At 58.0% G+C, this 23,959-nt stretch carries 12 protein-coding genes and 4 pseudogenes; 8 read left to right on the forward strand and 8 right to left on the reverse strand.

The features are described from left to right. The first annotated feature begins 862 nt into the window (after positions 1-862). Together FQU85_RS07700 and FQU85_RS07705 are read left to right on the forward strand one after the other, a co-directional pair. Positions 863-5,623 (forward strand): PKD domain-containing protein, encoded by a 4,761-nt coding sequence (locus FQU85_RS07700; RefSeq protein ID WP_145846551.1) that lies wholly within the window; start codon positions 863-865, stop codon positions 5,621-5,623. 65 nt (positions 5,624-5,688) lie between these two features. Beyond that, a complete protein-coding gene (locus FQU85_RS07705; RefSeq protein WP_145846554.1) occupies positions 5,689-7,248 on the forward strand; it encodes a hypothetical protein in 1,560 nt (519 codons plus the stop codon). Here the strand turns inward: FQU85_RS07705 and FQU85_RS13785 are convergent. After that, positions 7,208-7,676, reverse strand: a pseudogene (locus tag FQU85_RS13785) (glucose-1-phosphate thymidylyltransferase); the annotation flags it as partial. The gene FQU85_RS07705 and the pseudogene FQU85_RS13785 sit on opposite strands and share 41 nt — an antisense overlap. 142 nt (positions 7,677-7,818) lie before the next feature. On the opposite strand from FQU85_RS13785, the gene glmU reads away from it, so the two are divergent. The 3 genes from glmU to glmS are packed head-to-tail and all read left to right on the forward strand — an operon-like array spanning position 7,819 to position 11,966. Then, positions 7,819-9,012: a bifunctional sugar-1-phosphate nucleotidylyltransferase/acetyltransferase gene (glmU, locus tag FQU85_RS07715; RefSeq protein WP_145846556.1), complete on the forward strand. Its 1,194-nt coding sequence runs from the start codon at positions 7,819-7,821 to the stop codon at positions 9,010-9,012. Then, the gene (locus tag FQU85_RS07720; protein WP_145846558.1) at positions 9,012-10,160 is read left to right on the forward strand and encodes a sugar phosphate nucleotidyltransferase; all 1,149 of its coding nucleotides are present in this window, start codon (positions 9,012-9,014) and stop codon (positions 10,158-10,160) included. Before glmU ends, FQU85_RS07720 begins: the two co-directional genes overlap by 1 nt. A gap of 3 nt (positions 10,161-10,163) precedes the next feature. Next, a complete protein-coding gene (gene glmS, locus FQU85_RS07725) occupies positions 10,164-11,966 on the forward strand; it encodes a glutamine--fructose-6-phosphate transaminase (isomerizing) (protein ID WP_145846561.1) in 1,803 nt (600 codons plus the stop codon). A gap of 25 nt (positions 11,967-11,991) precedes the next feature. Here glmS and FQU85_RS13790 read toward each other — a convergent pair. From FQU85_RS13790 to glmM, 5 genes and pseudogenes are all read right to left on the reverse strand, one after another. Further along, a pseudogene (locus FQU85_RS13790) lies at positions 11,992-12,456 on the reverse strand (PQQ-binding-like beta-propeller repeat protein); the annotation flags it as partial. 36 nt (positions 12,457-12,492) lie between these two features. Further along, a pseudogene (locus tag FQU85_RS07735) lies at positions 12,493-13,772 on the reverse strand (RNA-guided endonuclease InsQ/TnpB family protein). A gap of 21 nt (positions 13,773-13,793) precedes the next feature. After that, positions 13,794-14,642: a PQQ-binding-like beta-propeller repeat protein gene (locus FQU85_RS07740; protein WP_168219953.1), complete on the reverse strand. Its 849-nt coding sequence runs from the start codon at positions 14,640-14,642 to the stop codon at positions 13,794-13,796. Between the two features lie 391 nt (positions 14,643-15,033). Next, positions 15,034-17,292, reverse strand: coding sequence for a PAS domain S-box protein (locus tag FQU85_RS07745; RefSeq protein WP_145846568.1), 2,259 nt, complete (start codon positions 17,290-17,292; stop codon positions 15,034-15,036). Positions 17,293-17,666: 374 nt separating this feature from the next. Then, positions 17,667-19,028, reverse strand: coding sequence for a phosphoglucosamine mutase (gene glmM / locus FQU85_RS07750; protein WP_145846571.1), 1,362 nt, complete (start codon positions 19,026-19,028; stop codon positions 17,667-17,669). A gap of 255 nt (positions 19,029-19,283) precedes the next feature. Here glmM and tnpA point away from each other — a divergent pair, with 255 nt between their 5' ends. Then, a complete protein-coding gene (gene tnpA / locus FQU85_RS07755) occupies positions 19,284-19,673 on the forward strand; it encodes an IS200/IS605 family transposase (protein WP_145846574.1) in 390 nt (129 codons plus the stop codon). Then, positions 19,670-20,929, forward strand: coding sequence for an RNA-guided endonuclease TnpB family protein (locus FQU85_RS07760; protein ID WP_145846579.1), 1,260 nt, complete (start codon positions 19,670-19,672; stop codon positions 20,927-20,929). The genes tnpA and FQU85_RS07760 overlap by 4 nt, the downstream gene beginning before the upstream one ends. Here FQU85_RS07760 and FQU85_RS07765 read toward each other — a convergent pair. Next, positions 20,841-22,061 (reverse strand): RNA-guided endonuclease TnpB family protein, encoded by a 1,221-nt coding sequence (locus tag FQU85_RS07765; protein WP_145846582.1) that lies wholly within the window; start codon positions 22,059-22,061, stop codon positions 20,841-20,843. The genes FQU85_RS07760 and FQU85_RS07765 overlap by 89 nt on opposite strands. A 125-nt stretch (positions 22,062-22,186) precedes the next feature. Between FQU85_RS07765 and FQU85_RS13795 the strand changes: the two are divergent. After that, positions 22,187-23,108 (forward strand): annotated as a pseudogene (locus FQU85_RS13795) (RNA-guided endonuclease InsQ/TnpB family protein); the annotation flags it as partial. An 11-nt stretch (positions 23,109-23,119) separates the two neighbouring features. Here the strand turns inward: FQU85_RS13795 and FQU85_RS07775 are convergent. Further along, a complete protein-coding gene (locus tag FQU85_RS07775) occupies positions 23,120-23,926 on the reverse strand; it encodes an undecaprenyl-diphosphate phosphatase (protein WP_206022021.1) in 807 nt (268 codons plus the stop codon). Positions 23,927-23,959 lie beyond the last annotated feature (33 nt).

Below are 23,959 nucleotides of genomic sequence, written 5' to 3' on the forward strand. Positions count from 1 at the left end.
CGATATTTACCGTGTATCATGGTTTGGTAGTCTTCAGTCTCCACTGCACTGACAGGCCAAATAACAAAGCCCCACCATATATAGTTTATTCATCCGTGAAGTAGCGGCCCGGAGCCACTAATCGGATTTCCACGTGTACGACCGGAGAGGATTCTTAACGAGGTGGGGGGGGAGGGTAGATTGGCCTACTTGGTGTGCGTATGAGCTGCAGTATGGGCGGCATACCACTGGCATGCCGCCTCCTGCAGGCCTCTCAAATGTCAGTGCAGTGGAGAGGCAATTCAGGGTTTTCTTGTGTCCGTAATAGGCCTTGTGGAGAATGCCGACTATTCGTACGTCGCCATGGGGTCACCTGGCTTCGCTTTTTCCGTCTCTCCATGTGGTTCTTGCCACGATGCGCTCCATAGATCCGATCAAGTAACCTCTAATTGTGACATCAGTTTTACATGTCGTTTCGGATGTTTTCTAAGGAAATCGGTAGGCAGAAATTCGTTCAGTTACTGTGTGGGTGCCTGAAGTGGGTAGTCGGTATCGGCAGACTAACCGACCTTCAGGGCTAGCCAGACTCCTGTTTTGCTGGAGAAATATCACTTATGGACATATCTGTCTAATGGGGGGTGATCGAGCTATCAATTATGAGGGATTTCGGGTGTGGATGGATTCTGGGGCCATAGTCTATTATTCTGAGAGGTTCCTGTGGTTGTGGGTAGCGATTGCGAGGCGGACGCCAATTTGGTCTCAGAGGTGGGAGTGGTGTGCGTGTAGCTGTGCGTAGGATGTGTCTCCCCCCGATGTTTATTCTATTATGTGGTGGTTGAAATATTCCCGAATTATGAAGATGCCGTCTTTCGAGGGATGACGTATGCCTAAAGTGATCTCCAGGGAGCGAGTTCGCTCGTTATCACTGCTTATAATTGTCGTTTCTGCGATGTCAGTCGGCGGAATTGCCGTCTCCACCACTACTGGTGAAGCCGCATCCGCCAGTGCAATCACCCTCACCAATATCCAAGATGACGACGGTGACGGCAACCTCGCAGACTTCACCCTCCAAATAAATGCTGACACACGCGTCTGTGAATGGTCATATCTTTGTGGAAATGGTGAGCCCTACTTCAAAGTCACAATCGGCGACTATACAAAGCGAACACCGAATGTTGACCGGAAATCAGGCACCTTCGAAATCAGCGTTGACGCTTCCAAAATCGCCTCCACGGCCAAAGACGTTACCATAACGGTTGAGCTCTACGATGAAGATCTCGACAGTGACGGTCTCCGGAACACCTGGACGAAAACCATCTCCTACGAGCCGATTAACAAGGATCTCTCGGACAAAGAAATGGCGCTTCGCGGGATTGAATCGCTTGCGCCATCCTATACAGAGTATGCGACAACGTTACTGAACAAAAACTACTGGCTTGACAACTCTGCCGACCACATCGAGAACGCAGCGAAAGCAACTGTGCCGACGTCCTCACGGGACATCGGTATGGAAGTGCTCACCCACTATGCTGGCGGTCCTGCCAGCGCCACTTGGACAACCGTTCAGGTCGGCGTCTGGAGTGGGATCAGCTTCTTCGAATGGAAAATGGGCCGGCTCCTCGAATTAAGCAACGGATACGGAGAAGCCGGGTACTCCGAATTCCACACGCAACTCAGTAAACTCGCAGAGAACACCCGAAAAATCAAAACCGCGGACACCGCCCGGGAACGCCGAACCCTCATTGAAAATCGCGAAGAACTTCTCCGGCAATTCTACAAAACTGAACAACGCTATCTCGCAAACCTTCGTGCGACCATCCGGAGTGATGAGGGCTTCGATCTTGACGGGGCCCTCTGGGATTTCTTCGAGGTCAATATGAAAGACTACAGCCGCCTGAAAGACGAGTTCAACGACCTTGAGAAACATCTTATCACAGACTACTACTGGACTCAAATCTACCTTAACGCCGACCAATCTAGTTACGCTAACCTTACGAACGCCGTCACCACGCCGCCAGTCCTCTCCCCGAAACCAGATATTACGAAAGTCTCGGCCCCGAGTACTGTTCGCGTTGGCGAATCCTTTACGATTACTGTCACCGCAACAAATAATGGGGTTGACGCGACATATCAATCAATCGCTGTCTCATTCCCTGATGCCACAAGTGCAAATGCCATCTCAATTACGGATACCGACTTCTCGAATGCCAACTACGCAACCGTCTTCCCCTCGGGAACCAGCGTTGGGCATAAATACGGACTTGGCTCTACCGTCCAATCAAAATACCCACTTGCCGAAGTTGGCGGCCCCTGGGCAACGGATCAAACAAAATCACTCACACTCACAGTAACCCCTAAAGAAAGCGGAACATACACCTTCTACGTGAAATCAGTCGCGAAAGACGGGGGCTGGGAGAGCGATCCTGCAATCGGCGAAACAGCCACGACCGACCAACAATCCGAATACGTCTATACATACACCGTCACGGTCACCGGTGATCGTGATAATGACGGCCTCCTTAACAGCGAGGATCCCTGTCCAGACGATGCCAACTGCGACGGTGATGGTTGGCCCGACGACACCGACCCAACCCCAGAAACACAGAACACCGACGGGGTCGGCGCCACGGATGGAACAGACAGTGAGACCAAAGCGAACACTGACGGCGACGACACCAACAATTACGCTGACAGAAACAACGACAACGACGGCTGGAACGACGGCGTCGATCCAACCCCACTCACGGCAAACACCGATAAGACGTGGCAACCGGACGGTTTCAACAGCGAAACGAAAACCGACACTGATGGCGATGGCACCGCGAATTACGCTGACACAAACAACGATGCCGACGCTTGGCCGGATGCGATTGACCCAACGCCGGTAACGCCAAACACGGACAGCACTTGGAAACGAGATGGCGTTGCCGGCGAAACCACCCGTGATACCGACAACGACGGCACCCCGAATTACGCTGACCCTGACAACGACGGCGATTCAGTCCCTGACGGGACGGACCCACAGCCGCTTGGAACGAACGCTGACGGTGACGGATGGAGCGATAGCACCGACCCCACTCCAAACACGGCGAACACCGATACGACCTGGAAACAGGACGGGATTGGTGGCGAGACCAAACAGGATACGGACGGCGATGGGATCGCGAACTACGCGGACGCGGACAACGATGGCGATGGGTATACGGACAGCAGTGAAGCCGCGAACGGATCGAACCCACTAAATAAAACTTCCACGCCAGCCGGGCCAAATACCCCACCAACCGCAGCGTTCTCCTACACACCCACCAACCCGAACACCACCACAACAGTCACGTTCACTGCCAGCGCGGCGACAGACGACACCGGCATTCAATCCTACGCATGGGATATTCTCGGGGATAGCAATACCGACCAAGCTGGCGAATCAATTACCCATACGTTCTCGGAGGCTGGCGAGTATACCGTCACCCTTACTGTAACAGATGGCAACGGATCCACGGACACGATCACCAAAACGATTCTCGTTACTAGTCCCGCCGAGGAGAACACCACGACGGATCCCACCGGCTACACCTACCGGGTGCCGTATACGCTGAACACCCAGAAGCTGTCGGGAGCGATGGCGTCATCGCTCTTTGTTACGGCCACCGACAACACAACGATCAAGATCGACCGCGATGGTGACGGCACAATCGAGACCACGCGCTCCGTTACGAGCGGCGAAGCAACGCGGATTGCAAAACCCAAGCAGGGATTGGTTGTCACAGCTGCTCAGCCACTGAACGTTCGCTACGAGTATCGGACGTCTGACTTCGGTGCCTACGAAGATGGGCGGTTCTCGTATGGTATTCCTGAAGCAGGACTGCTGGGTACGGAGTACTATGTCCCCGTTTCGCCAGATGCACTCTACATCATGGCCGCAGAACACACGACGGTGCGTGTAGACAAAGATGCAGATGGCGTGTCCGAGACCGTGCGGACACTCACCACAAACGAGATTCTGCGAGTCGAACACCCGGCTCAAGGCACCCATGTGACTGCGACGGGCCGTATTCAGGTGGTCGCCCAGCGAGCCCGCTGGTCGAACATGGATTACACGTACCTTGTTACCCTTGATGCAGTCTCGACGGCTGCCTCGTCGTATACGCTCCCTGCTGAACCGCCGCATAACACGAAAGCCGCAACGAGTAAAACTGGCGTCTATCTCATCGCCACGCAACCCAACACGACCGTCCAGGCAGACATTGGTCGGGACGGCAGCATTGAGCGGACTCTCTCACTGGATCGGGGCGATGTGCAGAAAATTGAGTTCACACAGGCGACTCGCGTCACTGCGACCAACCCGCTTATCGCCGTCTACACCTATCACGTGCGTGCCCAAGACTGGTGGGGGACGAGTATGCGAGAGTATATTGCAGCTGGAACGCCCGGCAACCACATCGAAATTCAGCAGGGCTCGTGGGCTGGGAAACACTACGATGGCGGAATCAATGCATGGGGGACGTACACTACTCCCCCGCAACAGCCTGTGGAAGATCCGCCCGCAGTTTCAGCATTCTCCGCTGACTTCAGGAATGGCACCCTCCGTGTTACCTTCACTTCCCGGGCTGATCTGACCAACATCTCGGTGCGCCTCACACAGCAAAATCAGCGCCTCGAGACACTGACTGAGACGGACTTCACACACAAAAACGGGACGTATATCGCGACGTACACACCCGCTGTCGGAGTTGATGGGAACATTACTGCAACGCTGCGGACAGCAGCCACCGAACACGGCGACGCCGCGACAGGCCAACAAGACACCCTCCGTATTCCCACGACACGACCGGCGATCTCATTCACGTATACGCCATCGACACCAGTAAGCGGTGAGACGATTACGTTCACCGCTACAACGCCCGATACAATTCATCGGATTCAGAGCGTCCAGTGGAACTTCGATGCAGATGGCGACATTGAAGCGACGGGGCGGACCGTTACCAACGCATTCCCAGCGGGCGACCATCAAGTAACCGTACAGGTCCTGACGGCAACCAACCGTACAGTCACCCACACGAGGCTCCTCACAGTCACAGAGGGGACGAACGCCAGTCTCCGCCTCACCGGTACCAGTAGTTCTGTGATTCCCGGTGGAGACATGACCATCACGTTCAATCTTACCAACACGCAGTCAACGGCAATTGGCGCTGCACTGGATGTCACGCTCCCGCCGACTTGGACTGTTACTGCGAAAACAACGGCCGGCGGATACTGGAAAAACACAACACAAGAACTCATCTGGCCGTCGATTGCACCACAGGAAACAGTCCACCCATCGATGACAGTTACTATCCCCGAATCCGCCGCCGGCACCTATACAGTGCACGCTGAAGCCACACCGTCATCGAACCTTAACCAAACGATCGCGACAAACATCACGATTCACGTCGGGGGCAAACCAGTGATCAGTTCCATTGCCGGTTCAAACGGACGGATATCAACGAGAGAAACGTTACGAGCTGTCACTTACTGGAAACGAGGCACGACAGTTCCCGGCACTGGACACAAAATCGGTATCCGAACCCTCCTTGACGTGATCTCCCACTGGAAAAACCGCACCCCGGTCGGAGGACAGAACTCCCCGACGAACACCCACGACTAACGCCGTAGCGGAAGTCCCGAAATAGCGGGCGTAAATATATGTTTCTGTGACGATGACGGATACCTATGCAACTGCGTACGGTGGCGGTTTTGTGTCTGCTTCTAGGTAGCAGCCTTTCAGTGGGGGTTGGGAGTACAGCCGCCGGACTCGCTACCACCTCAACTGCTATCCACCCCACGTCTTTGGCGCCGATTAACAATACCACAAACAATAATACAAGTACGTCGGTGCCAACTCCAGTTCCGACGAGCGCGTCACGTGCTTCTACGCAGCCGACACCTCCGATTCTGATTAACTATTCAATCGATAGGACGCCGGATTCACTTGGAACTGTCCAGGTTACAGCGACTGTCACACCCCCACCGAATCTCGTCAATCTGACCTTCTACCTTGGCGCCGAGCAAACCATCCTCCAGTCGACCGGGATACAACACATTGAAAATAAGATTTGGGCGTGGAATGATTCACTCAGCTCCGCAATCACTGTCACCTATCGCGTAGCGGTTAATTCGTCAATGAAGTTCGGTGTGAATCGCGTTGAAACAGACAGTTGGGCATTTCTTGGAACCCCGCAAGTAACACTCAGATATGGGTATTCGTACTATCCACCCAACCCCGACCGCCAACACGAACTTCTCATTCAGGGTGCCGGCTATGTCACCCCAACGCCCGACAACGAACCCCTAGCACGCTATCTCCTACTCGGCCCCTACAACTCCAGGACTGCACAAACACCCTCCCAAACCTTCCACTACGTTTGGCCACGGAACACCACCCTCGCGATGGATCCATCACGAGCACTCGGTATCCTCACAAACCTCAGCACAGCGTTTAACGTTAGCGCTAAAGACCCCCGTGTGTCTGTATTCAGTCTGCCACATCCGATTCGCGGTGGGGGTGCTTCTTACAACACGTCATTGTGGATTTCAGCGAGTACCCCTCCCACGTCTGATGTCTTGTACCATGAGTATGTCCATTCTCGACAATCGTTCCCGGAAACAACAGCGGCAATGGCGTGGCTCATCGAAGGTAGTGCCAGCTACTATAGCCATTATCTTGCCTGGCAACTCGGCAACCGTGATCTCGAGACGTTCCGAGATCGCCTTGTCCGTGGTGTTCCGACTGATGCAGTGCTCGCAACAACCGCACAAACCACAGATGCGGCATACGAAAAAGGCGCATTAGTCCTCGCCAAACTCGATATTCGAATTCGGAATAAAACAAATGGGAGGTATACGTTGATGGATGTGTTCCGTCGTCTCAATACGATTACTGAATCCCAGATACTGTCCGTTAGTCGCTTCCAAGCGACAATAACAAACGTCACTGGTGTCTCGGTAAACAAGTCTGTTAACCGCTATGTAACCACACGCGACACACCTACTCTTCCGACCCATCTCGAACATCTATACACCAGGTCTGACACGAACGATTCGACGATACCTGTGAACACTACGATTCCCGAAGCGATCGCGGGTGCTGATCGAGTGGTCCAAATACAGGAATTCCTCACTGCTATTCAATATTGGAAACAAACAAAATCCGTTCCAGGAACAAACCAAGTCCTCTCATTATACGACTTTCTCACTCTCGTAGAACTCTGGAAAAACGAAACCCCGGTTTAGTCGTTGTACCCGCGCCCAGTTTTACACCGGCGTTTAGATTCGTATCAATCCCGGTTTTCGCCCTATCGCCAACGACGACACCCAGCTTCCGCCGCCCCCTTATCGACCGCTGTTCCTTCTACGTGCATCCGGATTGGTTCGTCGTCATGCCGGAGATTCGCGACAACCGTTCCCGTACCAAAGTTTACATTTTGGCCCAGCACGCTGTCCTCAACGTACGTTAGGTGGCCACACGCAGTCTCCTCCATCAGCAGCGAATTTTTGAACTCAACCCCGTTGCCGACGCGGACACCCGATCCAAGAACCGTTGCACCGCGGACGTACGCGTTTGGCCCAATATCACCTCCAGCTTGCACGATAACTGGGCCTTCCAGATACGCACCTGCCCGAACCCGCGCCTCTTCTTCGACGACAATAGTGCCCTGGAGTGTCGCCCGCCCTCTCTGTTGTCTGGGATGAGAACGATCGTATTGGTGGGTCGTTCGGGGAGTGACCGTGGGTCGTGGTGGGTGGGGTGCGACTGGTGTGACTGCCAAGATATATTTAGGGGGGTTGGGTTACTTTGTGGGTATGCAAGCTGTTGTGTTGGCGGCTGGTGAGGGGACGCGGTTGCGGCCGATCTCTGGGACGCGGCCGAAGCCGCTTGTGCCGGTTGGTGGGCGGCCGTTAGTCGAACATGTGTTGGCGGCGAGCCAGGCGGTGGTTGATGAGTTTGTGGTTGTGGTAGGGTATCGGGCGGACGACGTGCGAGCGCAGATCGGCGATGAGTTTGCGGGCGTGCCCGTGACGTACGTTGAACAGGCCGAGCAACAGGGGACTGCTGATGCGGTGGCGTGTGCGCGCGCGGCGATTGATGAGCGGTTCCTCGTGTTGAATGGGGATGTCATTGTTGACGCGGAACTCGTAGAGGCGCTTGCTGGCGCGGCGGGGCATGCGCTGGCGGCGATGCCAGTCGAGAACCCGTCGAATTATGGCGTGGTGTCGGTAGCAGATGGTGAACTAACGGGGTTGGTGGAGAAACCCACCAACCCATCGAGTTCGCTGGCGAATCTTGGAGTGTATGCGTTCGCCCCGAGCGTGTTCGATGTCCTCGAGGACGTGTCGGCGAGTGCGCGCGGGGAGTATGAGGTGACGGATGCGATCGGGGCGCTGTGTGAGCGGGGCGAGTCGGTAACGGTGGTCGAGCATGAGGGCCTGTGGATTGATGTGGGGCGGCCGTGGGAGGTACTTGCGGCGACCGAAGCGGTGCTTGCGGACTCTGAGCGTGACGTCGCGGGCACGGTCGAGGACCGGGTCACCCTCGAGGGCCCTGTCGTCGTTGAAGAGGGCGCGCGCGTGCGTGATGGGACGGTGATTGAGGGGCCGGTCGTCGTGAAGGCCGGCGCGGAGGTCGGGCCGAATGCGTACGTTCGGGGATCGACAGTGATTGGGGAGGACTGTCGGATTGGGAATGCGGTTGAGGTGAAAAATTCGGTGTTGCTAGCTGGAGCGACCGTGGGCCATCTCTCCTACGTTGGGGATAGCGTGTTGGGGGCCGATGTGAACTTCGGGGCGGGCACCACGGTAGCGAACCTCCGGCATGACGAGGACACCGTCCAGATGCACGTGAAGGGGGAGCGTGTTGATACGGGGCGGCGGAAACTCGGAGTGATCTGTGGCGATGGCGTGAGGACGGGGATTAATACGAGTCTGAACGCCGGGGTTAAGTTGGCGGCGGGGACAGGGACGGCACCGGGAGCGGTTGTGATGGAGGACAAAAACTGATGAAGGCAGTGATACTCGCGGCTGGTGAGGGGAATCGACTCCGCCCATTGACCGAACGCCGACCGAAACCGATGTTACCGGTCGGGAATCGCCCGATTTTGGAACACGTCCTTGAGGCCGTGGTTGCGGCGGGCTTTGAGGAGGTGGTGTTTGTGGTTGGGTATGAGCGTGACCGGATTCAGACGTATTTCGGGGATGGCGACGACTGGAACGTCGATATCACGTATGCATCCCAGGACCATCAGCTTGGCACGGGGCATGCCGTGTTGCAGGCTGAACCGTACGTTGATGAGGCGTTTGTCGTATTGAATGGCGATCGGGTGATTGATGCGAGTCTCGTCGAGGCAGTCGGTGAGAAGATCCACTCTGGTGAGCTGCCGGCGGTGAGTGTGACACGCGTTGAGAATGCACGGAACTATGGGGTCGTTGAGGTCGCCGGTGAGACCGTGCAGGGAATTCAGGAAAATCCGCCGCGGCAGACGAGGCGGGCGGATGTGATTAATGCTGGTGTGTATGGGTTTGACACGGAAATTTTTGATGCGCTGCGTGCGACAGACACGTCTCGATCCGGCGAGTTAGAGGTGACAGCGACGTTAGATCGGTTGGCTGCCGACCAGCGGGTGGCGGCGGTCCGGTACGGCGACTACTGGCTTGACGTCTCCTATCTGTGGGATCTGCTCGCGGTGAACGCAGCGGTCCTCACAAACGACGCTATTGCGACGGAGGCGCAGTCGGCGCGCCCGGAGGTCGCTGTTGCTGCCTCCGCGGACATCGCTGAGAGTGCCGTGGTACACCCCCGCGTCTCGCTGGGCGGGAATGTCACTGTTGGCGCCAACGCCGTCCTGTCAAACGCGGTGGTGCTTCCCGATGCGACGATCGAACCGGGGGCAGTCGTCCAGGACTGCGTGATTGGTGAGAACGCGACCGTTGGCCCGAATACGACGGTCGTTGGCGGTCCGGCACGTGTTGTCGTTGATGATGAAGTGCATCGGGATGTCGGGCTGGGCGGCGTCATCGGCGACAACACGCTGCTTGGTGGCGGTGTCACCGTTGATTCCGGAACCATTATTGGGAATCACGTTTGCGTCGAATCCGGTGTGACAGTTGCTGAGCGGATTCCGTCTGGTGTGGAGGTGCGGAGGGGATAATCCATGTGTGGCATTGTTGGCTACACCGGCACCGAAGCGGCGTTACCGGTCGTTGCGACCGGGTTGAAGAACCTCGAATACCGCGGGTATGACTCGGCCGGCGTCGCCCTTCTCGATGACACTCTCGACGTCTACAAGAGCGAAGGTGACATCGACGCGCTCACCCTGCCCGACACCCATTCGGCAACAACCGGCCTTGGGCATACCCGGTGGAGTACTCACGGGCAACCCACGGATGCAAACGCCCACCCACATACGGACTGCACGGGCGAGATCGCTGTCGTCCACAACGGGATTATTGACAACTACGAGGAGTTGAAAGCTGAGTTGGTGGCGGCTGGCCACGAGTTTACGAGTGAGACGGATACGGAAGTCGTCCCCCACTTGCTTGAAGCCCACTACGATGGCACGAATCTCCGGGCGGCCGTGCAAGCGGTCGTTGAGCGGCTCACGGGAAGTTTTGCCCTAGGTGTGACCGCTGTTGGGGCTGCTGAGTTAGTCGTCACCCGTCAAGACAGCCCGTTAGTTCTTGGCCGTGGCGAGACAGCGAATTTCGTTGCCAGTGACGTTACCGCGTTCCTGGAATACACGCGGGATGTCATCTTTCTGGAAGACGGCGACATTGCGACGGTGACGGCCGACGAGATCACGATCTGGCAGGGTGACGACCGGGTCACCCGGGAGGCCCAGACTGTTGACTGGGAGGCGGATGCCGCCGAGAAAGCCGGGTACGAGCATTACATGCTCAAAGAAATTCACGAACAGCCACAGGCCCTCCGGCAGACGATCTCCGGCCGCGTGGACGTCGTCAACGGTACCGCCGACCTCGAGTTCGACCTCCCGACAAACTATCTTCAGAGTCTTGACGAAATCCAGATTGTCGCGGCCGGCACGTCCTACCATGCCGGTCTGTATGCCCGGCGGTTGCTTGAAGCGCACGCTGACGTCCGGTGTACGGTTGAAGTTGCCAGTGAATACGAATTCACCGGCGGCCGCGATCCCTGGCGCACGCTTGTTGTCGCTGTCACTCAAAGCGGGGAGACCGCAGACACCCTCAGTGCGATGCGGACGGCCGCGGCCGCCGGCGCCCGCACGCTTGCCGTCACGAACACCGTCGGGAGCACCGCCGCCCGCGAAGCCGACGACGTCGTCTACATTCGGGCGGGCCCGGAAATCGGGGTTGCAGCCACCAAAACGTTCGCCGCGCAAGTCACCACCCTCGCGTTGCTGACCGTTGCCATCGGCCGAGAGCGCAACGCCCTGGGTGGTGACCGCGCCAGCACCCTCCTTGAGAACATCCGGAGTCTGCCCGGCGCCATCCAACAAGTCCTGGATGACGCTGACCGTGTCGCAGACACCGCCCGGGAGCTGGCTGACAGTGAGGCGTTTTTCTTTGTTGGGCGGCGCCTCGGCATGCCGGTGTCGCTTGAGGGCGCGTTGAAACTCAAGGAAATCAGCTATACGCATGCCGAGGGGTTCGGTGGCGGGGAACTCAAACACGGTAGTCTCGCCCTCGTAACTGCCGACACACCCGTCATCGCCATCCTCACCGACGGCGCGAACCCGGAGAAGATGGTGCACAACGTCAAGGAAGTCCAGTCACGAGACGCGCCCGTCCTCGGGGTCTCCTCACTCGACGACGCCGAGTCGGTTCTCGATGTCACCTTCCCCGTCCCCAGCCTCGGCGATCTCGAACCGCTCGTCGCCAACGTCTACCTCCAACTGTTCGCCTACCACATCGCCGACGCACTCGACCGCAACATCGACAAACCACGCAACCTCGCCAAAAGCGTCACCGTCGAATAACGTAGGATCCCTTGTTGAACCCGGCTTAGGTATTGTCGTCATTGTCGTCGGACTTCCAGATGAGCAGTAATAGGCCAACGAGTGCACTGCCAACCCCAAGAATCGGCAATACAAGGGAATTCAGGAGCCAGTGAGATGCCGTCGAGGTGGCTGGGGGAGTCGCTGTCTCGCTCGATGCTTGTGCTGACGTCCTCGTCGTCCGAGTCGTTGTTGGTGTCGCAGCCGTTTTGGATGTCGGTTGGGTTGGGTCACCACGCACAGCGAAAAATCCCTCCTGTGTCCCGGTATAGAGGTTGTTTTCGTCCAGCACGGGACACCCCGGGGTTATTGCATCGACTGACCAGAGTTGTGTTCCGTCGTCGAGCCGCAGCGCATATATCTGGTAATCTGAACCCAGATACACCACCCCGTCAGAGATAGCCGGCAAATTCCATGAGGTTCCACTTCCCTCGTGCTCCCATTGCTGTTCTCCAGTCGCGGCGTCAAACCCATACGACCAGCCATCACCACCGTCAACTACCCCACCCTACTTGCTCGGGGCTGACGCCCGCTCGCTTCGTTGAGGGTGGGGCTTATCGGTGGACTCCGCCTCTGACTCCATAACGGAGTACGAGATAAATCCTCGGTTCGGCTTCACAGTCCCCGACTTCAGGGCGAGTTGACTGTCGCCCGTCCGCCGTGAGTCATGTAGCCCACGACGGACAAACCGCCATCCAACATTCTTCGCCGCGTTATAATCCGTATTCGCCGTCGCACCACATTTCTCACACTCGAAGAAATCGCGCTCCGTGCGGTTGCCATCGCTGGTATGCCCGCACTCGCAACACCGCTTCGACGTGTTCGCAGGGTCAACGTACACGACCTTGATACCGAGTGCTTCAGCCTTGTACTCGACGTACTTGACGAGTTGGGCGTGCGCCCACTGGTGGAATTTGCGCTTGCTCGGCATCGAGTCGCGGATGTGCGTCAAGTCCTCGAACACGATGTGCGTGCAGTCGTAGGTGACTGCCTCCGCGAGCAACCGATTCGACACTCGGTGCAGGTAGTCACGATTGTACCGTTCTTCGCGATTGTCACGCTGGACGAGCGTGCGATGTGCGGACTCGGTGCCCGTTTCTTGGAGGCCACCGCGAACGCGTTCGAACTCGCGGTGTTCGTGCAAGAGTTCTTGCCCTGACTCGAAGTAAGAGGTGCTGGTGACGGCGAGGTTTTCGATACCGAGGTCAACCCCGAGAACTGTCCTGTCCTCGACGGGTGACTCGTCGGCATCGGGCTTTGGCTTACGGAAGCCGAGATGTAGATAGTAGTTGCCGTCACGCGCTGTCAGCGTCGATTCCGCTACTTCCCACTCGTCGCTGTCGAGATACTGGTACTGGTAGCCGTTTTCGTCGTCGGGAAGTACCAACTCGCACCGCACTCGACTTCCCGGGTGGCGAGTGAGACGGTGTTGTCATCGAACAGGGTCATCGTGTTGGCGTCGTACTTCACCGTAGGCGCGGTGAACTCGGGTTTTGAGTAGTTGCGGCCCTGTTGTTTACGTTCATCGACGCTTTTCAGAGCTTGTGCGGCTTGGAAGCACGCGAGGATGGCGTGCGGACTCCTTAGACGAGTTTGGTCACGAACATCGTCGTAGGCGAGCGACTGGAGTTTCCGCTTTCGGGTTTCATAGTGTTTCCAGCCGATGTCCGTGGCAATGTTCGCACCTGTGCGCCACTCGTCAAGCGTGTCTTCGAGCAGGTCGGCCTGCTCAGGGGACACGGAGAGGCGCGTTATCGCGGTGCGTCTCAGGTAGTCGTCGTCCGACACGCGTTCAAAGAATGCCTGTAGTTACTTACTAATTAGTGTTTGGCTGGTGTCTGGGTGACGCGCTCCTCCCCGCCCTACTGTGCTACTCAGCCTTCGTCCTGCGTTGCTCCTTGAGGACGGGAACTCCGCGCTACCGCACAGTTGAACTACAACCGTACCGTTTGCGACAGCGGCGGAGGCGGATGACCCCTGCCGTACATTCGCTGTCCATTGTTTCTCGCCCGACTCTGCGGCCAGCGCGTACACGGTATTGTCGTACGATTGGATGTAGACCGTTCCGTCCACGATCGTCGGTGACGCACGGATGTTGCCACTTGTTTCGAACCGCCAGCGTTCGCTCCCGTCAGAAACAGCAAACGCGTACACAACCCCGCCAGCGGCAGCCGTGAACACGTGCCCGTTGGCTACAGCCGGATTGTTGTACGTCCGGCCGGAGAACTGCGTCGTCCATCGCGTTGAGCCGTCAGTTTCGAGAGCGTAGACCGTTCCGTCCTCGGTAGTCGTTACGACGGTTCCATCGGTAACGACCGGCGCGGAGTAACAGGTCGCGTCGTACGAATACGTCCACTGGCGGGTGCCATCATCAGCACTGACGGCGTGGAGGGCTGTTTCGCTGTTGGCGTATACCATATCGTTGACGACAGCGGGTGAGCTTGAGAAGACGGCAGAGAAGTCGCTTCGCCAGATTTGGGAGCCGTCTGTTGAATCAATGGCGTACAGATAGGTGTCGTCCTCGGTTCCACCCGCGGTCGTCCGAGTCTCCAGATATAGCGTGTTGTCCACGAGGGCCGCCGATTGGCCGTCTGTGCGCGGCTCGAAAAGTATGCTGCTCTCTGTAATGGTGTGAGGGCCGGCGGTCCCGGCTGCCACCCGGTGTTCGCCGGATCCGCTTGATACATTGGCCACGACCCACTACCCGCTGACGGATCACCGCTGTCGTCCGATTGAGTGTTCTTCCTCCACGGTCGTCGTGTAGCGCTCAGGCCGACCGCTGATGTCGATAGTCCAATCCCAATAGTGGCCATTCGAAGCATCCCCCGACGTGTTCGATTGGTATTCATTGACACTGTCCGTTCTGTCACGCGAGGGGTCCTGAATCTTCTCGTTACAACTGTTGGGATGAACGCCTCGCCTCGTAGTACTGGCAGCTAATACTGAGTGGGGTACCGGGCTCGTCCGGGCAGTTCAGGGATCCTCGTCCCCTCCAGTTTGCCCAGAGTAACACGAGTCCTGTTTGAATCGCTGGGTCTCCATCTACTGGTCAGCTTGGTGAATCTGTCTTTTTCGTGTCGAACTCAAGTCCCGAGATTTCAATCCGAGCACCACCGTCAGCGCCGTCAGTAACGTGAATCTGCCACTCGTGATCCTCGACAACCTGCTTCACGATTGGTAATCCGAACCCAGTGCCGTCTGGTGCCGTCGAGTACCCAGCCTCAAAGAGGCTTGCCTGTTCGGCAGCAGTGAGTCCTCTGCCATCATCCTCGACGAAAAACCCGTCAGCAAGGTCACCAACGGTCACGGTCACGTTGTCGCCACCGTGTTCGACCGCGTTCCGGAAGAGATTTTCGAGTAGCTGCGTGACGCGATTTCGATCCGCTCGAATCGACCGTGTGACGTCCACCGTCAGGGTCGCCTGCTTTGTCTCGACGTGCTCCCAAGCGTGGGCACTCAGCTCAGCGATGGAAACACGCTCTCGATCCGTGACAGGGTCTGATTCACGTGTTACCGAGAGTAACTCGTCGATCAAGGTGCGCATTCGATCATGGGACTGCGCAACAGTGGCAAGATGGTCATTGTCGCAGTCCTCCCGGGCGAGTTCAAGGTGTCCCTCGGCGACGGTTAACGGATTCCGGAGGTCGTGCGAGACGAACCTGGCGAACTGGTCAAGACGTTCGTTCTGGTCCGACAGTTCCTGTTTTCGCTTCTGGAGCCGTTCAGTCTGTTCAAGATTCTCTAAGGCAACAGCGATACTCTTTGCCAGCAATTCCCCGAGTACACGATCCTCCCGGTCGAAGGCAGCTGTCGTTGGCGAACTGGCAACAAGAATCCCATATTCGTCAACCGGGAGGTAGAGTTCACTCCGAATCGGTGTCTCCGGATTATACACATCCGGGTTCGTGTGGACATCATCGATTGCACGAGCCTCTCCCTCGGTGTATGCTCGCCATGCAATACTGTCGTCACCAGTGAAGACCGGGGGTGTTCCAATGAGATTGGCGACCTCCTCGGTGCTGCTCGCCGGAACTAACGCATCTCGATCCGCATCGTAGAGATTGAGCACGTTCGCATCTAGGCCGATAATATCACGCGCTGCTTCGACGCTGATTTCTGCGATCTCCTCTTGGGAGTCTGCGGCGAGCAATTCGTGGCTAGTTTCATTGAGCGCTTCTAGCCGCTGTTCGTGTTCTTTCCGCTCGCTGATGTCCCGAGAGAACACGACGAACTGGTCGTCGTCTGCAATGTTGAGTCGGGCGACGTGTACTTCGACGGGGATCGTTGAGCCGTCGTTGCGCCGGAATTCTGTCTCGACACGGAATCGATCACCAGTGTCGGTTTCAGCCAATTGTGTTGCGAGATCGTCTGGTGAGATTGTCGGATCAATCTCCCACACTCCTTGGCCGACGATTTCAGCTTCATCGTAGCCGAGTTCGTCACAGAACCGTCGGTTCGCGCTTCGGATAATCCCGTCCTTGTCATGGATGTTAATCATATCGGGGGAGTTCTCGAAGAGTGCTTCACAACGGGTTTGTGCCCGTTCGAGTTCTTGGGCCCGCTCACGTTGATCTGTCACGTCGCGGACAGTGCAGACGAGTTCACCATTGTCGGTCAACGCAAGGACGTGATCTTCGGTAAATGTCTCACCAGTCGCTCGTACACCGATCGTTTCGCCATGCCAGTAGCCCGCGGCCTCGACGGCCGGGAGGATGTCGTTGCGAATGTCGTCGAGATGCTCGTCCTGGTAGAGGAGTTCCCAGCTTTCACCGAGCAACTCGTCGGGGGCGTAGCCGTAGAGATCGGCGTACGCTTGATTCACGTAGATGAACTGTCGATCTTCGTCGAGAATACTAATGCCTTCCCGTGCTGTTTCAATGGCGTCGAGCTTTCGTTGTTGTTCAGTCTTTGCTCGCGCGCGTTCGACGGCATTTCGGATGCGATTGGCCAAGACGGTGTACTGCTCGGCCTCAGAGTCCTTTTGCAGATAATCAGTCACACCGGCTGAAATAGCCTCACTGGCAACTTCCTCAGACCCCTTCCCAGTGAACAAGATGAACGGAAGGTTCGGATAGTCAGCGCGAACTGCTTGCAGAAGTTCGATACCATTCTGGTCTGGCATCTCATAGTCAGCGACCACACAATCAAATTCGCGGCCGTGAAGCGTGGCCAGGGCGTCAGCAGCGCTTGTTTCTGTTTCGATGCGGAACTGCTCGTCCTCACGCTCAAGAAAGGTTGCTGTTAACTCTCCAAAACCCGGGTCATCATCAACATGGAGCACACGAATCGACGCCGATGCTGAACTCATACGCAATCTTGGTCTGACCGATGACCTGCCAACAGAAAAGCCTTCGATACAGACGGCTCCCTGGGTACCTGGCCAAGCGCCGAGACTTTACCATCTCGGCGTACAAGATATTCCCACTCAGTGGCCGTGTTGCGCTTCCCCGAGTCGGGAAGCCTACGGCGCCTAGTGACAGCATCGCGGTGGGGAGGCGGACTGTGACTTCGCATCGTGCGTGCCCCACCGTGTGGTGTGTAGTGTAGCGGCGCTCGCAACCCGGAGTTCCCGCAATTGGAACCATTGCCGCCGAGATGTCGAAATCTCCGCATCACCCGGGTCGCAATCCATCCTATCAGAGATGGGCGCCAGTGATGGAGTCTGCGGGAGTTCGCCGCGGCCTACCGACCTGGGTCGGGATAGTCGCCTACTGTTTCCGCTAGGAGTTCCCGCGCTGTCTCGAGCAGATCACTCGCGGTCGCGTCAGTGGCTGCCTCAGCGGTGATGCGAATGAGGGGTTCGGTGCCACTGGCGCGGATGAGAAACCAGCCGTCGGGCCGAGTAACGCGCACCCCATCACCCGTTGAGACATCCTCCTCGCTGTAGGTGGTGACGATGTGGTCGCGCACAGCATCGAGCTGCGCCTGTTTGTGCGCTACCTCGATTGATTCGCGTTTGGTGACGTACGTGGGGAGTGTGTCGATGCGATCTGCGAGTGGGGGGCCGGTGGTGAGGAGTGCGGTGAGTGTGAGGGCGGCGAGCGGGCCATCCGGGCAGAGCGCGCTGTCGGGCCAGATCCACGCCCCACTCGGCTCCCCGCCGAACACCACGTCGTCGTCGGTCGCGGCGGCCTGCGCGACATACACGTCCCCAACCTGGGTGCGCTTCACCGTACCCCCAACGGCCGCGAGCGCGTCATCCACGAGCCGGCTCGTGTTGAGGGGCGCGGCCACAACCGACCCCGACGCGTTATTGATGGCGTCACGCGCAAAGAGTGCGAGCAACTGGTCCCCACTCACGAACGCGCCCGTATTATCGACGGCGAGCATGCGGTCGGCATCCCCGTCGTGGGCGATGCCGAGATCAGCCTCACGGACGCGGACGAGCCGACACAGGTCCTCACAGGTGTCCGGTGTGGGTTCGCTTGGTCGGCCGGGGAACGCCCCATCAGGCTGGCCGTTTAGCGTCGTGACGCTGGCTCCGACTTTGGCGAGGACATCCGCCGTGATACGGCCCGCCCCATTCCCAATATCAACAACGACATCCATCCCGCTGAGCTCAGTGTCAAGGGAATCGAGCAGCGCCTGCTCATGCCGCGTACGCGCGTCCGTAACCCGTCGGCGCGTCCCGTATCCATCCCACTCGGCAGTGGTTATCTGCTCAGTTTCGAGTGCAGTCACGAGCGTTTCCTGTTGGGCGGTGGTGAACGCCTTGCCCGACGGATTCCAGCATTTCACGCCGTTATCGGTCGGTGGATTATGGGAGGCCGTGACGACAATCCCGGCGTCCGCATCGTAGGACTGGAGTGTCCGGGCGACGGTTGGTGTACTTTCGATGCCAGTGGTGAGGACGTCTACACCAGCTTCCTGGAGGCCCGCCGCAAGTGCATCGACAAGGGCACGGCCTGAATCTCGTGGATCACGCCCAACAAGGACTGACTCACACGCTGGGAACGCGGTTGGAAACGTCCGGCCGATTGAGACAGCGAGTTCTGTTGAGACAGTCTCTCCAACCGGGCCGCGAATCCCGCTTGTACCAAACATATCATGCTGACTGGCGGCCCGCGCAATATGCGTTCTCGTTGGGGCGTGGCTCAGGTGGTGTGATAGAGTTTCGAGCGCATACCCCCGTCTTCCCGTGAGTGACGAGTGTTCCGACAGAGTGTCGGAACCGAGGAGCGAACAGGCGGGGGTCGAGCGAACAGCATAGTGTGACAGTCCACCGTTCTATTGCAGGGCTGGATTTCCCACCGTTTTCGCAATATATTTGCCACGACATAACCATAGTGTGTAGCACGGATGAAGACCACACGGCACGCAACCTACAACCTCAACTACCACATAGTGTGGCTCCCGAAGTACCGCAACGCGGTACTGACGGGAGAGGTTGCCGACCGTGTGAACTCCATCCTCCACGAAATTGCCGACGAAAAGGGCTTGGACATTCAAAATCTGACTGTTCAGCCTGACCACGTTCACCTGTTCGTCAGTAGCCCGCCCAAACACAGTCCAGCACTGCTCGCCAACTGGTTCAAGGGCATTTCCTCGCGGAAGTACAATCACCGCCACGCCGACCACGACGGCGAGAAAATACGGTGGGCACGCGGCTACTACGCTGGAACAGCCGGCCACGTCTCCAGCGAAACTGTCGAGAACTACATTGACCGACACAAGGAGGCAGAAGCGTGACCGAACTCACGAAAACGCTCGAACTGACGCTTGTGGACCCGAACGTCCACAAGCGTCAGAAGCTTCGTGAGACACGGGACGCTTACCAGCAAGCACTCCAAGAGGCGTTCGCCGCTGGCTGTGACACACAGTCAGCTGCCAACGACGTGGTTGTTGAGTACGACCTGAGCGGCTACGCGAAAAACGCCCTCAAGAAGTACGTCCCACAACTCTGTGGGAACAGCTACGATGCCGACGCGCTTCACGACGACCACCCGGTGCGGTTCACCAACGAGGGCCTGCAACTTGACCACCAGCCACAGAACGCTGTCGAGTGGTACGTCAAAATCCCGCACCACGAGGACTACCACCTCTGGATTCCGGCTCGTGCCAATCCCGAACAGCGGGAGTGGCTCGAAGCGTTGTACGCAGACGACGCCGAAATGGGTGAAAGTCGGCTGTTCGAGCGGGACGGAACGTGGTATCTCCACATCACTGTTACCCGCGACGTGGAGGACGAATCTGAGGCGTCCGCCGACGAGCAAACGCCCATCGGTGTAGACATTGGAGAAGCGAGTCTCGTCACGGTGTGTCACCGCGACGAGAGCGGTTCTCCTGTTCGCCCTGAACTGTGGGCCGATGACGGCAAAGCCGTTCGTCGGCTCCGCAAAACCTACTTCACCGCCACGCGACGGCTTCAGAAGCGTGGCAGTGAGCGAATCGCGGAGTCCTACGGCGACTCGCTGTGGGACCAGATTGACGACGTGTTCCACCGTGTGACCCGCGAGGTCGTGGAGTACGCCGAGTCTGTCGAGAATCCAGTGCTGGTGCTGGAAGACCTGACGTACATCCGCGAGAACATGGACTACGGCGAGTACATGAACCGGCGGTTGCACGGGTGGGGCTTTGCCAAGCTTCACGCACAGATTCGCTACAAAGCCGCCGAGAAGGGGATTCCCGTCGAGACGGTGAATCCCCGGAACACGTCGAAGGCGTGCCACGCTTGCGGTGAACACGGCTACCGGCCACGACAGGCGACGTTCAGATGCTCGAACGGCGGCTGTTGGGTCGGTGAGTATCAGGCCGACGTGAACGGGGCGATAAACATTGCAGACCGCTACCGTAGTGGAGAGAGTCACCGCCGAAGCGACCGGAGTTCCCGGCAGAAGGCCGGTGACGATGACTCGGCTACGGATGGGGCCTCTTTGACCGGGCCACAAGACAGCCACGCCGATGCTGAAACCCAGCAGACGACGCGTGGACCGTATGCGTCTTGAAACCAACAGGCCGCTTCGCTCGGCCTGAAATCCTGTGGCGGGATTCCTCCGCGTTCACGCGGAGGAGGAGGTCAATCTCGTACCTGCACTTCAGGCACTCGAAGTCTTCGTCTTCGCGGTTGTCGGGATGGGTGAACCCGCAGTGTGAGCACCGCCGACTCGTGTTTTCGGGGTCAACCTGTTCGACTGTGATGCCGTGTTCTTCGGCTTTGTACGCGACGTAGTTGTAGCGGCGGTCGAACGCCCACTTGTGGCCCCACGACGCACCGGTTCGCTCACGAATGTCGGTTAACTCCTCGAATGCAATCACCGAACAGTCGTTCTCGCGGGCCTCTGCAACGAGTTCGTTGCTGATACGGTGAAGCATCTGCTTGAACCGTCCTTCCTCTTTCCGTCCAACGGATTGGATGTTCTCGTGCGCCCAGCGCGTGCCGCATTGTTGAAGCGATCCACGTCGTTTCTCGTATTCTCCGCGCCAGTGGTTGAACTCGTCACTGGTCCAGAACGTGCCTGTCGAAGCGACGGCGAGGTTGTTCACGCCGAGGTCAACCCCGAGAACCGTTCCGTTCTCAGGTGTTGCCTGTTTCGGCGTGTCGGACTCCACGTCCGTCTTGCAGTGGATGTGAAGTACCCAGTCGCCGTCGTGGTAGTGCAGTTCCGCACCCGTCGTTTCGTAGTCGTTGGAGAACAGGTAGTCCGAGTGCGGCGTGTCACTATCCTCGTCGGGCAGTCCGTAGTCGGCTTCGATGCGACCGTCTGTGGTGGCGAGGCTTGCGTAGTCGTCGTGGAAGGTGGCGGTGCGGTGGTCGTAGACGACGTGTGGGCTGGTGAAGCGTGGCTTCGACGCTTTCTTGCCTTTTTTCCACTTCTCGACCACGCTTTTGCAGGCGTCAGCGGCCTTGTTGCGAGCGGCTTGCACCAGTTCACCGTTGAAGCCGTCCGTTTTCTCGCGTACGTCGTCGTAGGTTTCGTCGTCGAGCGTGGTTTTGCTGGTGGTGACGTTCTCGCCTTGGAAAGCGTGGTCTACGACGTACTGGGCGGACCAGAGGAACTGGTCGACGGTGTCTTCGAGGAGTGCGGCGTCGTCACTGTCCACGTTGAGTGCAACGGGGACGGTACGCCGCACTTCCATATCTTATATGGGGTACTGGTATTTCTTCAACGCTGGGGAGTCGGGCTGCTACTGGAGCGTGGTTTGATTCCTAGTTGTCGGCTTTATCCCACGGCTAAAGCCGTGGGTTTTCGCCTCACACTTTCTATAACTGGAAGGGCTTCGAGCTCGACAAGAAGAGTGGCCCCGACGGGTACGGACATCTCACCCTGGAGAAAATCGCCGGCAACACGATTCACGTCCCGATTCGCCTGCACCGTGACCTCCCTGACGGCGACGTGAAGCAACTCACGGTGAAGAAAGCCAACACCGGGGGAGTGGTTCGTCACATTCACCGTCGAGACTGCCGCTCTCGAGAAACCCACTGTTGACGAGATCAACCTTGACGACTGCGTGGGGCTTGATCTCGGCATCACCAGTTTCATCCACGACTCCGACGGCCGGTCGGTGAACCGCCTCGATCTGAGTGACGATCGTGAGCGGTTGGAGCGCGCGCAACGCGCGCTGTCACGGAAACAACGCGGATCCAACAACTGGGAGCAGCAATGCCGCCGCGTGGCCGAGCTCCATCAACGATTGTCGAACCGGAAGCGTGACTAGAAGCACAAGCTTGCGCACTTCTACACCACCACGTATGACGCCGTGTTTGTCGAAGATCTCGACGTGAAAGAGATGTTGGAAGCCGACGGGAATGCTCGCACCACGCATTACGTTGGGTGGCGCGGATTCATCCAGATCCTCAAGCACCACGGCGAGAAAAACGGGTGTTACGTTGTTGAAGTGGATCCGGCCGGGACGACGAAGGAGTGCCATGAGTGCGGGGTTGAGGTTGAGAAGCCGTTGTGGGTGCGCGAACACGCGTGGCCGAGCTGCGGGTTCACCGCTGACCGGGATCTGAACGCTGCGTTCAACGTGCTGGAGCGTGGGTTTGACGAACTAGGAGTGGTTCACTCCGAAGTTACAACGTCTGTGGAGACTGCGGCCGCTGCGGATACCGACTCGGTGGCTGCACGTCGCGTCGTTGAAGCAGGAAGCCGCGCCCTCAAGGAACCCCTCGTGGGTGAGTAGGGCGGGGTAGTTCACATGACGAGGAGGCCGCCGAGGGCGGCGAGGGTGCCGAGGGCGATACACACACTCCAGAAGGGGAGTGTCTCGACGATGCGGAGTAGTGCGTCGATGGTTGCGTAGCCGACGATGGCGGCGGCGCCCAGGGCGATGGCTGCGGCGACGAGACTGACGCTGATGCCGGTATCGAGATAGGCGAGGAGGCTGCCGCCAACAGAGGCGGGGATGGCGAGGAGAAACGAGAAGCGGAACGATTGGGGGCCGTTGTGGCCGCGCAGCAGTAGGGTGCCGGTGGTCATGCCGGACCGGGAAATCCCGGGGAGAATGGCGAGTCCCTGGGCGATGCCGACGAGGATGGCGTCACGCCAGCCGGGTGTTTTGCGATCTCCGACGATGTCCTCTGCGAGATATTGGAACACGCCTGTCCCCACGAGGAGAACGCCGACAAGCGCGATGAACACACCTCCCGTAAGCGTAGAGAACGCGTCGATGAGCGTGACGTAGGCGGTGATGCCAACGACGCCGGAAACGAGCGTCCCAATCCCAAGAAACGTGACGATGGCTTGTTCACCGTCGAACGCGCGGTGGGGGCGCCACGCGGGCAGCCGGGTCAGAATAGCGGCGAGTTCGTCATGGTAGTACGCGGTTGCGGAGAGGGCGGTGCCAAGATGGAGGAACAACGCGAACGCCACGACCTGTTCTGGGGCGCGGCCAAGCGCCGAGAGTACGATCGTAATATTCCCTTCACTTGAAATCGGCAGCCACTCGAAAATCCCCTGGAGAATCCCTGCCGCAAGCGCGACCAATAACTCCCGATCCATTATCGTACTTGTACGCGTGCACAACCATGGCCG

The organism is Salarchaeum sp. JOR-1 (assembly GCF_007833275.1).
In the GTDB taxonomy this organism is placed as follows: Archaea; Halobacteriota; Halobacteria; order Halobacteriales; family Halobacteriaceae; genus Salarchaeum.

Excerpts from the sequence above, each read along its gene's own strand:
- FQU85_RS07700 (WP_145846551.1), top strand. The coding sequence starts at position 863 with ATGCCTAAAGTGATCTCCAGGGAGCGAGTTCGCTCGTTATCACTGCTT.
- FQU85_RS07705 (WP_145846554.1), top strand. The coding sequence starts at position 5,689 with ATGCAACTGCGTACGGTGGCGGTTTTGTGTCTGCTTCTAGGTAGCAGC.
- glmU (WP_145846556.1), top strand. The coding sequence starts at position 7,819 with ATGCAAGCTGTTGTGTTGGCGGCTGGTGAGGGGACGCGGTTGCGGCCG.
- FQU85_RS07720 (WP_145846558.1), top strand. The coding sequence starts at position 9,012 with ATGAAGGCAGTGATACTCGCGGCTGGTGAGGGGAATCGACTCCGCCCA.
- glmS (WP_145846561.1), top strand. The coding sequence starts at position 10,164 with ATGTGTGGCATTGTTGGCTACACCGGCACCGAAGCGGCGTTACCGGTC.
- FQU85_RS07745 (WP_145846568.1), bottom strand. The coding sequence starts at position 17,292 with ATGAGTTCAGCATCGGCGTCGATTCGTGTGCTCCATGTTGATGATGAC.
- glmM (WP_145846571.1), bottom strand. The coding sequence starts at position 19,028 with ATGTTTGGTACAAGCGGGATTCGCGGCCCGGTTGGAGAGACTGTCTCA.
- tnpA (WP_145846574.1), top strand. The coding sequence starts at position 19,284 with ATGAAGACCACACGGCACGCAACCTACAACCTCAACTACCACATAGTG.
- FQU85_RS07765 (WP_145846582.1), bottom strand. The coding sequence starts at position 22,061 with ATGGAAGTGCGGCGTACCGTCCCCGTTGCACTCAACGTGGACAGTGAC.
- FQU85_RS07775 (WP_206022021.1), bottom strand. The coding sequence starts at position 23,926 with ATGGATCGGGAGTTATTGGTCGCGCTTGCGGCAGGGATTCTCCAGGGG.